The organism is Pseudomonas sp. TMP9 (assembly GCF_037943105.1).
Lineage (GTDB): Bacteria > Pseudomonadota > Gammaproteobacteria > Pseudomonadales > Pseudomonadaceae > Aquipseudomonas.
In genome coordinates, this window is the sequence record NZ_CP149803.1 from 3,513,600 (window position 1) to 3,525,845 (window position 12,246).

Genomic DNA, 12,246 nt, shown 5'->3' on the forward strand with positions numbered 1-12,246 from the left:
CATTCACCGACCCCAGAGCCTGATATGCACGCCTTACAAGCCAAGATTCTCGACCCGCGCCTCGGCCATGAATTCCCCTTGCCGCATTACGCCACCCCAGGCTCTGCGGGCCTTGATCTGCGCGCCATGCTCAAACAAGCGTGCGTACTTGAACCCGGACAAACGGTGTTGATCCCCACGGGTCTGTCGATCTACATCGGCGATCCTGGCTTGGCGGCGATGATCTTGCCGCGTTCAGGGCTGGGGCATAAACATGGCATTGTTCTCGGCAACTTGGTCGGCCTTATCGACTCGGATTACCAAGGCGAGCTGATGGTGTCCTGCTGGAACCGCGGGCAGAGCGCCTTCACCATCGCGATTGGCGAGCGCATTGCCCAACTGATTTTGGTCCCGGTGGTGCAAGCCCACTTCGAACTGGTCGACGAGTTTGATCAAAGCCAGCGCGGCGCAGGTGGCTTTGGCCATTCCGGCAGCCACTGATTGCCCCAACTACTTTCAGGATGAATGAACGAGGAGACGCTGCATGAAACTCTTCAAACGCACGGCAACGGACGCTGACGCGCCAACCCAAAGCGCCCAATTAACCAGTGCGCCTGCCGAGCCAAAAGCGGCTAAAAGCAGCCTTAATGGTCTACTGCCGGGTGTGCTGGCCGCTGTTTTCGGCACTCTTCTGGCCGGTGCACTGCTTTGGTTTGGTCCGCTTAACAGCGCCTACCAACAGCATGTACAACAACTCAGTCAGGCCTGGGGCGGTGGTCAGGCGACCGTATTGCAAAAAGCCCTGCAGCAACTCAGCGCCGACACCCAAGCTGCTGCGCGCAACCCGCAGTTACTGCTAGCCCTGCAAAGCCAAGACATTAATCAGGTCCGCGCCGCCGAGCGCAACCTCAGCTACTGGCATGCCGTGGTTGACGCTCACCTCAATGCCCGTGGCCAAGCCGTGCAGGACATGGGCCGTAGTGCACCCATGAACTTTGCCGCACTGGACATGCTGCGCCGCGCAGAGAACGGCCAAACGCCAGCACCTGAAGCCTACAAAGTAGGCCAGCGTTGGCTGGTCTATAGCGCTGCGCCGCTGCGTCTGAGTGAAGGTGAACCACTGCACGGCACGCTGCTGCTGGTCGTGGACCTGGAGCGCTTGCTCGCCAGCCTGCCGGTAATGCCCGCCGAGATCGGCCAAATCCAGCTGATCCAACAGTTCAACAACACCAACCCGCAAGTGCTCGCCCAGCGCGGCGAAGCCCACGGCACCGCGCAAGCATTCAGCACCGGCAACCCCAACTGGACCGTCAGTTTTACCCCCGGACCATCGCTGACCAACCCAGTGTTTTCGCCACTGTTACTCGCCATTGCCGGGTTGCTCGCATTGACGGGCGCCATTGCCGGGCTTTATTTGCTGCAAAGTCGCCTGCAACAACAGTTGCGTGCTGATGTCCTCCAGCTGGGTCAAATGCTCAAAGAACTGTCGGCTGGCAAAGCCGTTAAAGCCTTTAGCTTGGGCCTACCAGCGCTGGACACCCTCGCGCAAAACTTGGCCCGCATACCACGTCGCGCCAGCGAGCAGGCAAACCCAGCAGCAGCCGGCTCAAATGCGACGAAGCCCGAACGCGCGACCGCGCCAACACCGGTCAACGCCATGGTCGACCCCCTATTTCAAGACACGGACATCCTCGACATCGACATTCTTGACGAAGACCAAGACCTGCTCGGTCTAAATGAACCGCCGCCAATGCCCGCCCAAACGCAGGCACCAAAACTAGCGGCTGATATTTTCCGCGCCTACGACATTCGCGGCATAGTCGGTCGCTACCTGAATGGCGAAACCGCCTACTGGATAGGTCGCGCTATCGGCTCGCAAAGCATCGCGCAAGGCGAGCCGAATATCGCTGTCGGCCGCGACGGTCGCTTGTCTGGCCCGGAACTGGCGCAGCAACTGATCCAAGGTCTGCTCGATTGCGGCTGTCATGTCAGTGACGTCGGCATGGTGCCAACGCCTGTGGTCTATTACGCCGGGCACATTCTCACCGGCAAATCTGCGGTCATGCTCACCGGCAGCCACAACCCGCGCGACTATAACGGCTTCAAAGTTGTTATCGCCGGCGACACCTTGGCCAATGAACAGATTCAGGCGCTGAAAACACGCATCGACAACAATGATCTAGTGAGCGGTGTGGGTACGGTCGAGCAGGTTGACGTACTGGAGCGCTACTTCAAGCAAATACGCGATGACATTGCCATGGCTAAACCCATGCGCGTGGTGGTCGACTGCGGTAATGGCGTGGCTGGGGTGATCGCTCCGAGACTGATCCAAGCCTTGGGCTGCACAGTGATTCCGCTGTATTGCGACGTCGACGGCAACTTCCCTAATCATCACCCTGACCCCGGCAAGCCGGAAAATTTGGTGGATTTGATCGCCAAAGTCAAAAGCGAGAAAGCCGATATTGGTTTGGCCTTCGACGGCGACGGTGACCGGGTTGGCGTGGTGACCAACACGGGCAGCATTGTTTTCCCGGACCGCCTGCTGATGCTATTTGCTAAGGATGTGGTGTCGCGTAATCCAGGTGCCGATATCATTTTCGACGTCAAATGCACGCGGCGTTTGACCCCACTCATCAGCGGCTACGGCGGCCGACCGGTGATGTGGAAAACCGGTCACTCGCTGATCAAGAAGAAAATGAAGGAAACCGGCGCGCTGTTAGCGGGTGAAATGAGCGGGCATATCTTCTTCAAAGAGCGCTGGTTTGGCTTCGACGATGGCATTTACGCCGCCGCTCGCCTGCTGGAAATTCTCAGCCAGGACCGCCGTGACGCTGACCATGTGTTCAGTGCCTTCCCCAACGATATCGCCACCCCGGAAATCAATATCCAAGTCACCGAGCAAAGCAAGTTCAGCATCATCGAACGCTTGCAGCGTGATGGTGTATGGGGTGAAGGCAATATCACCAACCTCGACGGCGTGCGCGTCGACTACCCCAAAGGCTGGGGCTTAGTGCGCGCCTCCAACACCACACCGGTGCTGGTACTGCGCTTCGAGGCGGAAACCGAACAGGAACTCGAACGAATCAAGGAAGTTTTCCGCGCCCAGCTTTACAGCGCCGTGCCGGACCTCGACCTGCCGTTCTGATTGATTAGCCATTTGCTACTGGAGCACTGCATGACCCTCGAACGTGATGCCGCCACCAACGTCGCCAAGGTTTTGTCCGAAGCGCTGCCGTATATTCGTCGCTTTGTTGGCAAGACGCTGGTGATCAAATACGGCGGCAACGCCATGGAAAGCGAAGAACTCAAGCAGGGCTTCGCCCGCGATATCGTGTTGATGAAAGCGGTGGGTATCAACCCGGTGGTGGTACACGGCGGCGGCCCACAAATTGGCGACCTGCTCAAACGCTTAAGTATCGAGAGCCACTTTGTCGACGGCATGCGTGTGACGGATACCGCCACCATGGACGTGGTGGAAATGGTGCTCGGCGGCCAAGTTAATAAAAGCATCGTCAACCTGATCAACCAACATGGCGGCAGCGCCATTGGCCTGACCGGCAAAGACGCCCAACTGATCCGTGCGAAAAAGCTCAAGGTCAGCCGGCAAACGCCGGAGATGACTCAGCCAGAAATTATCGATATTGGTCACGTCGGTGAAGTCACTGGGATCAATACTGACCTGCTCAATATGCTGGTCAAAGGCGATTTCATCCCAGTGATCGCGCCTATCGGCGTGGGCCCGAACGGTGAGTCCTACAACATCAACGCTGACTTGGTGGCCGGCAAAGTCGCCGAAGCGCTGCAAGCAGAGAAACTGATGCTGCTAACCAACATTGCCGGCCTGATGGACAAACAGGGTGAAGTGCTCACCGGTTTGACCACCGAGCAGGTTGATAGCCTAATCGCCGACGGCACCATTTACGGCGGTATGCTGCCGAAGATCCGCTGCGCCCTGGAAGCCGTCCAAGGTGGCGTGACCAGCGCACATATTATTGATGGCCGCGTACCCAACGCCGTACTGCTCGAGATTTTTACCGACAGCGGCGTCGGCACCCTGATCTACAACCGCAAGCCTCACTAAGTTCAGCGCCGCCAATCAGCCCGCTGATTTAGGCTGATTCGCCCACCTGATAGCCTGCTGCAGCCCTTGCAGCAGGTTGTTGCACCGCCCAAGCTCAGCAAATAAACACTGCCGCCTGAGGTGTACCGCATGCCAACCGCACCGCTCCGTGAAGCCTTTATTTTTTTCCACGCGCTGCGGGTGCGCTGGGCTGAGGTCGACCCGCAAAGCATCGTATTCAACGGCCACTATCTGACGTACGCCGATGTCGCCATCACCGAGTACTTCCGCGCGCTGGGCATTCGCTACCCGCAGGATCTCAGCCGCGAGGGTGGCGATTTTTTCGCCATCAAAACGGTACTGGAGTACCTCGCACCTGCGCGCTTCGACGATGAACTGCACATTGGCATTCGTGTCGCTCGCCTCGGCCGCTCCAGCTTGAGCTTTGCCATGGGCATCTGGTGCGGCGAGCAGGCGCTGACCAGCGGGGAAGTGATTTACGTACACGCGGACAGTGCGACGCGCAGCAGTAGCCCACTGCCGATATGGCTACGAGAGAAGATTTTGGCCGTTGAGCATTGCGCGCCGCAGCAATGAATAATTGAGTTACTGGCTGCGCCCCAACAAATGCTTAAGTCGATCACGGTCAGCATTAAAGCTTTTATCGGCTTCTTGGCGCACGGCCTGATAGCGCAAAACGTCGCCCTTGAGCCGTTCCTGCTCGATCTTTTGATTGTCGATTTGCACCAATAGATTTTCCGGCACGGCGCGGCCAGCGCGCTCATGATTAGCCGCTTGGCTTTGCAGATTCGCCTGCTGGGTGCGTACTGACTGCAAATTGCTGCGGGCCACACCGATTAAACCATCCAGCTCAGCCAGCTTGCGCTCACGCGCTCGCTGAATATCTTCAGGCGTGCTGTACAAGCGCAGTAGCTGAGCATCAGAGCTGGCGCGGGCTTTTTCGGCCAAGATATGTTTCATCTCTTCGGCGCTGGGGGCAGGAGGAATAACCTTGATCACCCGCCCCTGATCATTCAGCACGTCATAACCTTTGCCGATATGCTCTGGCGGCACGCCTTGGCGACTGAGTACGGTGGTACCTCGGTCATCAACGTAGCGATACAGCTCAGTGGCACCTGCCACAACCGGCAGCAGTAGGCCAAGCAACAGCGAACAGCGGGTCAGGGCAGATTTATGCACAATGCAGCACCTTATCGACAGGTTAGATTCCGTATTCAGCCCGGTAGGCCTGTACCGCTGGCAGATACTGCTTGAGTTCAGCATCCTCTGCCAGATATTCCAGTACCTGCTCGAGTGACACAATACTCACCACCGGCATTGCATAGTCACGCTCGACTTCTTGAATCGCCGACAGCTCACCCTTGCCGCGCTCCTGCCGATTCAGCGCAATCAGCACACCCGCCGCCTGCGCGCCCTGTGCTTGGATGATCTGCATCACCTCACGAATCGCCGTACCGGCGGTGATCACATCATCGATGATCAATACCCGACCAGCCAGTGGCGCGCCGACCAACGTGCCGCCTTCGCCGTGATCCTTGGCTTCTTTGCGGTTAAAACACCAAGGCATATCGCGCTGATGATGCTCCGCCAACGCCACTGCCGTGGTAGCCGCTAACGGAATACCTTTGTAGGCCGGGCCGAACAGCACATCGAAATCGATACCGCTCTGCACCACTGCTGCCGCATAAAAGCGCCCAAGCTGCGCCAACGCTAAGCCACTGTCGAACAAGCCGGCATTAAAGAAATAAGGGCTAATACGCCCAGACTTGAGCGTGAACTGACCAAAGCGCAGAACCCCACGCTCGATGGCAAAACGGATGAAATTGCGCTGGTACGCTTGCATGAAAAAGTCCCGAACGGCACGGCTTTGCTAGGAAATTACTTATTAGAGACGAGCTCGGGTATCATACACGCACGTGATTTTTGGGGCCATTTATGCGGATCATCAGTGTGAACGTCAATGGTATTCATGCGGCAGTCGAGCGCGGTTTGCTCAGTTGGCTGCAAGCACAGAATGCCGACGTCATCTGCCTGCAGGACACCCGTGCCTCCGCCTTCGAACTGGACGAGCAAGCCCTCCAACTGGACGGCTATTTCCTTTATGCCTGCGATGCAGAAGTGCCTAACCAAGGTGGTGTGGCACTTTATTCGCGGTTGCAACCGAAAGCGGTAATCAGCGGCCTTGGTTTTGAAACGGCCGACCGCTATGGGCGCTACCTGCAGGCTGACTTCGACAAAGTCAGTATTGCCACCCTGTTGATGCCCTCTGGGCAGCAAGGTGATGAAAGCTTGAATCAGAAATTCAAGTTTATGGATGATTTCACTCATTATTTGGATAAACAACGCCGCAAACGCCGCGAATACATCTATTGCGGCTCGTTTTACGTGGCGCACCAAAAGATCGACGTGAAGAACTGGCGCGACTGCCAACAATCCCCTGGCTTCCTGGCGCCAGAGCGCGCGTGGCTGGACGAAGTGATCGGCACCATGGGCTATGTCGATGCGTTGCGCGAAGTCAGCCGCGAAGGCGAGCAGTTCAGCTGGTGGCCAGACAGCGAGCAGGCTGAGTTGCTTAACCTCGGCTACCGCTTTGACTATCAACTGCTGACTCCAGGCATGCGTCGCAGCATCCGCAGCGCCCGCTTGCCGCGCCAGCCGCGCTTCTCGCAGCACGCCCCGCTGATCGTCGATTACGATTGGATCCTTAGCGTATAAGCCTACAGACAGGCAGAAAAAAGCCGGCGCAAGCCGGCTTTTCTTATTTTCAAACCATCCCGCCTATTTCACCAAACGCCAAGAAAAGGGGTAGCGATAAGCGCGCCCTTCATTGGCCTTGATTCCGGCAATGATGGTCAATACCAATGCGGCAATACCGACCAGCAACAACAGCGGGAAGCCGATCACCACCACCATCAGCAGGAAGCACAGCAGTGCGGCCAGGGATACGCTGATCTGGAAGTTCAGGGCTTCCTTGCCCTGAGCATCGACGAACGGATCAAGATCTTTCTTGATTTGCCAAATGATCAGCGGCCCAAGCAGATTACCGAAGGGGATCACCAGCCCGAGAAAGGCGGCGAAGTGGCAAAACATAGCCCACTGGCGGGCCTCAGGACCTGGAAGCGGCTGTGGCACTTGGGACTCGTCGATCATCATGCTTCTCCCTGCGTTACGGACGTGGATTACTGCTCAATCAGTCAGCCAAGGCGGCTTGCTGCAGCTCAAACAACTCGGTCATGCCTTTTTGAGCCAGCGCCAGCATAGCGTTCAACTCCGCCGGCTGGAATGGCGCACCTTCTGCGGTGCCTTGCACTTCGATAAAGCCACCCGTGCTGGTCATCACCACGTTGAGATCTGTCTCAGCGGCGGAATCTTCTAGGTAGTCCAAATCCAATACCGGCTCACCCTGGTACATGCCCACCGATACAGCGGCGATCATCTGCTTGAGTGGGTCGCCGCCTTTAAGACCACCACGCTTTTTGATCACTTTGAGCGCATCGACCAAGGCGACCATGGCACCTGTGATGGACGCGGTCCGCGTACCGCCGTCAGCTTGAATAACGTCGCAATCGACGTACAGCGTGATTTCACCCAACTTCGACATGTCTAAAGCGGCGCGCAACGAACGGCCGATCAGGCGTTGAATTTCCAAGGTACGACCACCCTGCTTACCGCGGCTGGCCTCGCGCTGGTTACGGTCACCGGTGGCGCGCGGCAACATGCCGTACTCAGCCGTCAACCAACCCTGGCCTTGGCCTTTCAAGAAGCGCGGCACGCCCGACTCAACGCTGACGGTGCAAATCACCTTGGTATCACCAAACTCCACCAGCACCGAACCCTCGGCATGCTTGGTGTAGTTACGGGTGATACGGATTGAGCGCAACTGATCGGCGGCGCGGCCACTGGGACGTTTCATCTAGGAATACCTGCTCTGAATAAAAATCTGCCGGCCATTATAGGGCCCTAAGCCGGCTGCGGCATGCCGAATTGGGAGCGACCGACGCACTGCGCTACAATCCCGCGCCTTGATTTACGATTTGTTCGCGAGGTTCGCCCCATGATCCATAGCATGACTGCCTTCGCCCGCGCCGAGCAGGCGGGCGTCATCGGCACCCTGAGCTGGGAGCTGCGTTCAGTTAACCATCGCTACTTGGAGCCGCATCTGCGCCTGCCAGAAGCCTTCCGCGACCTCGAAGGGGCGGTACGCGAAGCGCTGCGCAATGGGTTGTCACGCGGCAAAGTCGAATGCACCCTGCGCTTTAGCGATGACAGCACCGGCAAAGCCCTGCAAGTTGATTTGACACGCGCCGCCCAACTGATCGCCGCCGCCGAAAGTGTCGCCAGCCTGATCAAACAGCCCGCCGCGCTCAACCCGCTGGAAGTGCTCGGCTGGCCCGGCGTGCTGGTGGCTGATGCTGCCGACCCACAAGCGCTGAATCAGTGTGCTTTGAGCCTGTTTACCCAGGCCTTAAATGATATGAAAAGCGGCCGTGCGCGCGAAGGCGCCGAACTGGCCAAGCTGCTCAACGAGCGCCTCGACAGCATTCTTGTGCAAATAACCGAATTGCGCGAATTGGTGCCGCAGATGCTCGCCGGGCAACGCCAAAAGATTCTCGAGCGCTGCGCCGAGATGCAGGCCGAGCTTGACCCGCAGCGCTTGGAGCAAGAGATGGTACTGCTCGCGCAAAAAAGCGATGTGGCCGAAGAACTCGACCGCCTCAGCACCCACGTCAGCGAAGTACGCCGCGTGCTGAAAACCGGCGGCCAAGCAGGTCGGCGCCTAGACTTCCTGATGCAGGAACTCAATCGCGAAGCCAATACCCTCGGCTCCAAGGCCTTTGATACCCGCAGCACCCAGGCGGCGGTCAACCTCAAAGTATTGATTGAGCAGATGCGCGAACAAGTGCAGAACATCGAATAAGCCAAACCGCTGCTGCTACTCTTCGAACAACGTGTTCCAGGACTGACCCATGAGCATTACCACAGGCACCCTGTACATCATTTCCGCCCCCTCCGGCGCGGGCAAGACCAGCCTGGTCAAAGCCCTGATCGACAGCGAAGCACAGATTCGCGTCTCCGTCTCACACACCACCCGCGCCATGCGTACAGGCGAGGTGGACGGGGTGAACTACCACTTTGTCAACCGCGAGCAGTTTCACACCATGCTCGACAAGACCGAGTTCCTCGAACACGCAGAAGTTTTCGGCAACCTCTACGGCACCTCGCAAGAATGGGTCAAACAGACTCTGCGCGAAGGCTTCGACCTGATTCTGGAGATCGACTGGCAGGGCGCGCAACAGGTTCGCCGGCTGATGCCGGAAGCGAAATCGGTGTTTATTCTGCCGCCGACTCAAGAAGCGCTGCGCCATCGTCTGACCAATCGCGGCCAAGACAGCGGTGAGATCATCGAGCGGCGCATGCGTGATGCGGTCAGCGAGATGAGCCACTACGTCGAATATGACTATTTATTGATCAATGATGACTTTGCGCACGCGCTCAGTGATCTGAAGGCGATTTTCCGCGCCAATCAACTGCTACAAGCCCCGCAACAGCAACGCCACAGCGGCCTGCTTAGCGAGTTACTGGTCTGACTTATCGCTCGCCAGCAAATCAAAGCTTCCCTTAACGCTGGTGATTTTTTAGACTACTCAGTCCGCTCGCCCATTTGGGCCTAGCTCTATTACGCATTTGCTACGAGGAACACCATGGCCCGCGTTACCGTCGAAGATTGCCTGGATCACGTTGAGAACCGCTTTGAGCTGGTCATGCTCGCCACCAAGCGTTCGCGCCAACTGGCTACCGGTGGCAAAGAGCCGAAGCTGGCGTGGGAAAATGACAAGCCCACCGTCGTTGCCCTGCGCGAAATCGCGGCGGGCCTGATGAGCTATGAAGTCATCGCACAAGATGACATCGTTGAAGAAGAACCTCTGTTTGCTGCATTCGAGGATGAGGCTAACGAGCCTCTGTAAGCCTATGCCGGGTCGACGTCGTCAGGCGCAGAGCCAACTAACTTGGCGCGAGGAGCACTCATGCCAAATATAGAGACGCTCGCCGACAGACTTTCGACCTACCTTGACGCCGACCAAGTCAACTTGGTCCGTCGAGCTTACTTCTACGCTGAACAAGCCCACGATGGCCAACGCCGACGCAGCGGCGAAGCCTATGTCACCCATCCTCTGGCGGTGGCAAACATCTTGGCTGACATGCACATGGACCATCAGAGCCTGATGGCCGCCATGCTGCATGACGTAATCGAAGATACCGGCATTGCTAAGGAAGCTCTGGACGCGCAGTTCGGGGAGTCCGTGGCGGAGTTGGTCGATGGGGTCAGCAAACTGACCCAGATGAACTTTGAGACCAAAGCTGAAGCTCAAGCAGAAAACTTCCAGAAAATGGCTATGGCCATGGCACGCGACATTCGCGTGATCTTGGTCAAACTGGCCGACCGCCTGCACAACATGCGCACCTTGGAAGTGCTGTCTGGCGAAAAACGCCGGCGCATCGCCAAAGAAACTCTGGAAATCTACGCCCCCATTGCCAATCGCCTGGGCATGCACAGCATGCGCATCGAGTTTGAGGACTTGGGCTTTAAGGCCATGTACCCGATGCGCTCGGAGCGTATTCGCGCAGCAGTCAAGCGTGCTCGGGGCAACCGCAAAGAAATCGTTAATAAGATTGAAGAGTCGATCATCCACTGCCTGTCGCGCGAGGGCATGGAAGGTGAAGTGTCAGGTCGCGAGAAACATATTTACGGCATCTACCAAAAGATGCGCGGCAAGCGTCGGGCATTCAATGAAATCATGGACGTCTACGCCTTCCGCATCGTCGTTGACAAAGTAGACACCTGTTACCGCGTGCTTGGCGCCGTGCATAACCTGTACAAACCGCTGCCGGGGCGCTTCAAGGATTACATCGCAATCCCCAAGGCCAACGGCTACCAATCGCTGCACACCACGCTGTTCGGTATGCACGGTGTGCCGATTGAAATTCAAATCCGCACCCGCGAGATGGAAGAGCTGGCTAATAACGGTATCGCCGCCCACTGGCTGTATAAATCCAATGAAGAAGACCAACCCAAGGGCAGCCACGCGCGCGCGCGTCAGTGGGTCAAAGGCGTGCTGGAAATGCAGCAACGCGCCGGCAATTCGCTGGAGTTTATTGAAAGCGTAAAAATCGATCTGTTCCCGGACGAAGTTTATGTGTTCACGCCCAAGGGCCGCATCATGGAACTGCCCAAAGGCTCCACGGCCGTTGACTTCGCTTATGCGGTGCACACCGACGTGGGCAATACCTGCATAGCGTGCCGCATCAACCGTCGCCTTGCACCGCTGTCGCAAGCATTGGAAAGTGGCTCGACGGTGGAAATTGTCAGCGCTCCCGGCGCGCGACCGAACCCGGCGTGGCTGAGCTTTGTGGTCACGGGTAAGGCGCGCACGCACATCCGCCATGCGCTAAAACTGCAGCGCCGCTCCGAATCCATCAGCCTTGGCGAGCGCCTGCTGAATAAAGTCCTCGACAGCTTCGACAGCCACGTCGACAAGCTGGCGCCCGAGCGCGTTCAGGCAGTGCTCGCCGAATACCATCAAGAGGTCCTCGAAGACCTGCTTGAGGATATTGGCCTGGGCAATCGCATGGCCTATGTAGTGGCGCGACGCTTACTCAGCGACAGTAACGAAGCCCTGCCAAGCAGCGAAGGCCCGCTGGCAATTCGTGGCACCGAAGGGTTGGTGCTGAGCTATGCCAAGTGCTGTACGCCGATTCCGGGCGACCCGATTGTTGGCCACCTGTCGGCCGGTAAAGGCATGGTGGTGCACTTGGACAGCTGCAAGAACATCGGCGAAATCCGCCACAACCCGGAAAAATGCATCCAGCTGTCGTGGTCAAAAGACATTACCGGCGAGTTCAATGTCGAGTTGCGTGTTGAACTGGAACATCAGCGCGGCCTGATCGCCCTGCTGGCTGGCAGCGTCAACGCGGCCGATGGCAATATCGAGAAGATAAGCATGGATGAACGTGACGGCCGCATCAGCGTGGTGCAGTTGGTGGTCAGCGTGCATGACCGCGTGCACCTGGCGCGCGTAATCAGAAAGCTGCGCAGCCTGATTGGGGTCATCCGCATCACCCGTGCCCGCGGCTAACCACCCCAACACAGCCCCGCCAATCACCCGCCAGCGGTACTTTGACAGCTG

Annotated in this window: 13 protein-coding genes; 9 read left to right on the forward strand and 4 right to left on the reverse strand. The window is 57.7% G+C overall.

Going from position 1 to position 12,246, the window contains the following annotated elements; translation table 11 throughout:
* Positions 1-24: 24 nt before the first annotated feature.
* The 4 genes from dut (at position 25) to WF513_RS16500 (ending at position 4,636) form a co-directional block, all read left to right on the forward strand.
* Positions 25-480, forward strand: a complete 456-nt coding sequence (gene dut, locus WF513_RS16485; protein WP_339080483.1) for a dUTP diphosphatase — start codon at positions 25-27, stop codon at positions 478-480.
* A 1,249-nt stretch (positions 481-1,729) separates the two neighbouring features.
* Positions 1,730-3,124, forward strand: a complete 1,395-nt coding sequence (gene algC / locus WF513_RS16490) for a phosphomannomutase/phosphoglucomutase (protein ID WP_339083635.1) — start codon at positions 1,730-1,732, stop codon at positions 3,122-3,124.
* A gap of 30 nt (positions 3,125-3,154) precedes the next feature.
* The gene (gene argB / locus WF513_RS16495; RefSeq protein WP_339080484.1) at positions 3,155-4,060 is read left to right on the forward strand and encodes an acetylglutamate kinase; all 906 of its coding nucleotides are present in this window, start codon (positions 3,155-3,157) and stop codon (positions 4,058-4,060) included.
* A 129-nt stretch (positions 4,061-4,189) separates the two neighbouring features.
* Positions 4,190-4,636, forward strand: a complete 447-nt coding sequence (locus WF513_RS16500) for a thioesterase family protein (RefSeq protein ID WP_339080485.1) — start codon at positions 4,190-4,192, stop codon at positions 4,634-4,636.
* Between the two features lie 9 nt (positions 4,637-4,645).
* Here WF513_RS16500 and WF513_RS16505 read toward each other — a convergent pair whose 3' ends face one another.
* The gene (locus tag WF513_RS16505; protein ID WP_339080486.1) at positions 4,646-5,239 is read right to left on the reverse strand and encodes a DUF4124 domain-containing protein; all 594 of its coding nucleotides are present in this window, start codon (positions 5,237-5,239) and stop codon (positions 4,646-4,648) included.
* Positions 5,240-5,261: 22 nt separating this feature from the next.
* Complete coding sequence (gene pyrE / locus WF513_RS16510; RefSeq protein ID WP_339080487.1) at positions 5,262-5,903, reverse strand: orotate phosphoribosyltransferase; 642 nt, start codon at positions 5,901-5,903, stop codon at positions 5,262-5,264.
* Between the two features lie 92 nt (positions 5,904-5,995).
* Here pyrE and WF513_RS16515 point away from each other — a divergent pair, with 92 nt between their 5' ends.
* The gene (locus tag WF513_RS16515; protein WP_339080488.1) at positions 5,996-6,775 is read left to right on the forward strand and encodes an exodeoxyribonuclease III; all 780 of its coding nucleotides are present in this window, start codon (positions 5,996-5,998) and stop codon (positions 6,773-6,775) included.
* A gap of 63 nt (positions 6,776-6,838) precedes the next feature.
* Here WF513_RS16515 and WF513_RS16520 read toward each other — a convergent pair whose 3' ends face one another.
* Together WF513_RS16520 and rph are read right to left on the reverse strand one after the other, a co-directional pair.
* Positions 6,839-7,210 carry a DUF4870 domain-containing protein gene (locus WF513_RS16520; protein ID WP_339080489.1) on the reverse strand — a complete coding sequence of 124 codons (372 nt, stop codon included), beginning with the start codon at positions 7,208-7,210 and terminating at the stop codon, positions 6,839-6,841.
* Positions 7,211-7,250: 40 nt separating this feature from the next.
* Positions 7,251-7,973, reverse strand: a complete 723-nt coding sequence (gene rph / locus WF513_RS16525; protein WP_339080490.1) for a ribonuclease PH — start codon at positions 7,971-7,973, stop codon at positions 7,251-7,253.
* 141 nt (positions 7,974-8,114) lie between these two features.
* On the opposite strand from rph, the gene WF513_RS16530 reads away from it, so the two are divergent.
* From WF513_RS16530 to spoT, 4 genes are all read left to right on the forward strand, one after another.
* On the forward strand, positions 8,115-8,978 hold the full coding sequence (locus tag WF513_RS16530; RefSeq protein ID WP_339080491.1) for a YicC/YloC family endoribonuclease: 864 nt from the start codon (positions 8,115-8,117) through the stop codon (positions 8,976-8,978).
* Positions 8,979-9,027: 49 nt separating this feature from the next.
* Complete coding sequence (gene gmk / locus WF513_RS16535; RefSeq protein WP_339080492.1) at positions 9,028-9,648, forward strand: guanylate kinase; 621 nt, start codon at positions 9,028-9,030, stop codon at positions 9,646-9,648.
* Positions 9,649-9,762: 114 nt separating this feature from the next.
* Positions 9,763-10,026, forward strand: coding sequence for a DNA-directed RNA polymerase subunit omega (gene rpoZ, locus WF513_RS16540; protein ID WP_339080493.1), 264 nt, complete (start codon positions 9,763-9,765; stop codon positions 10,024-10,026).
* Between the two features lie 60 nt (positions 10,027-10,086).
* On the forward strand, positions 10,087-12,195 hold the full coding sequence (gene spoT, locus WF513_RS16545; protein ID WP_339080494.1) for a bifunctional GTP diphosphokinase/guanosine-3',5'-bis pyrophosphate 3'-pyrophosphohydrolase: 2,109 nt from the start codon (positions 10,087-10,089) through the stop codon (positions 12,193-12,195).
* Positions 12,196-12,246 lie beyond the last annotated feature (51 nt).

Bases quoted from the DNA above. Each gene is read 5' to 3' on its own strand.
- argB (WP_339080484.1), top strand. From the start codon at position 3,155: ATGACCCTCGAACGTGATGCCGCCACCAACGTCGCCAAGGTTTTGTCC.
- WF513_RS16520 (WP_339080489.1), bottom strand. From the start codon at position 7,210: ATGATCGACGAGTCCCAAGTGCCACAGCCGCTTCCAGGTCCTGAGGCC.
- gmk (WP_339080492.1), top strand. From the start codon at position 9,028: ATGAGCATTACCACAGGCACCCTGTACATCATTTCCGCCCCCTCCGGC.
- algC (WP_339083635.1), top strand. From the start codon at position 1,730: ATGCCCGCCCAAACGCAGGCACCAAAACTAGCGGCTGATATTTTCCGC.
- dut (WP_339080483.1), top strand. From the start codon at position 25: ATGCACGCCTTACAAGCCAAGATTCTCGACCCGCGCCTCGGCCATGAA.
- WF513_RS16530 (WP_339080491.1), top strand. From the start codon at position 8,115: ATGATCCATAGCATGACTGCCTTCGCCCGCGCCGAGCAGGCGGGCGTC.
- rph (WP_339080490.1), bottom strand. From the start codon at position 7,973: ATGAAACGTCCCAGTGGCCGCGCCGCCGATCAGTTGCGCTCAATCCGT.
- spoT (WP_339080494.1), top strand. From the start codon at position 10,087: ATGCCAAATATAGAGACGCTCGCCGACAGACTTTCGACCTACCTTGAC.
- rpoZ (WP_339080493.1), top strand. From the start codon at position 9,763: ATGGCCCGCGTTACCGTCGAAGATTGCCTGGATCACGTTGAGAACCGC.
- WF513_RS16515 (WP_339080488.1), top strand. From the start codon at position 5,996: ATGCGGATCATCAGTGTGAACGTCAATGGTATTCATGCGGCAGTCGAG.
- WF513_RS16500 (WP_339080485.1), top strand. From the start codon at position 4,190: ATGCCAACCGCACCGCTCCGTGAAGCCTTTATTTTTTTCCACGCGCTG.
- pyrE (WP_339080487.1), bottom strand. From the start codon at position 5,903: ATGCAAGCGTACCAGCGCAATTTCATCCGTTTTGCCATCGAGCGTGGG.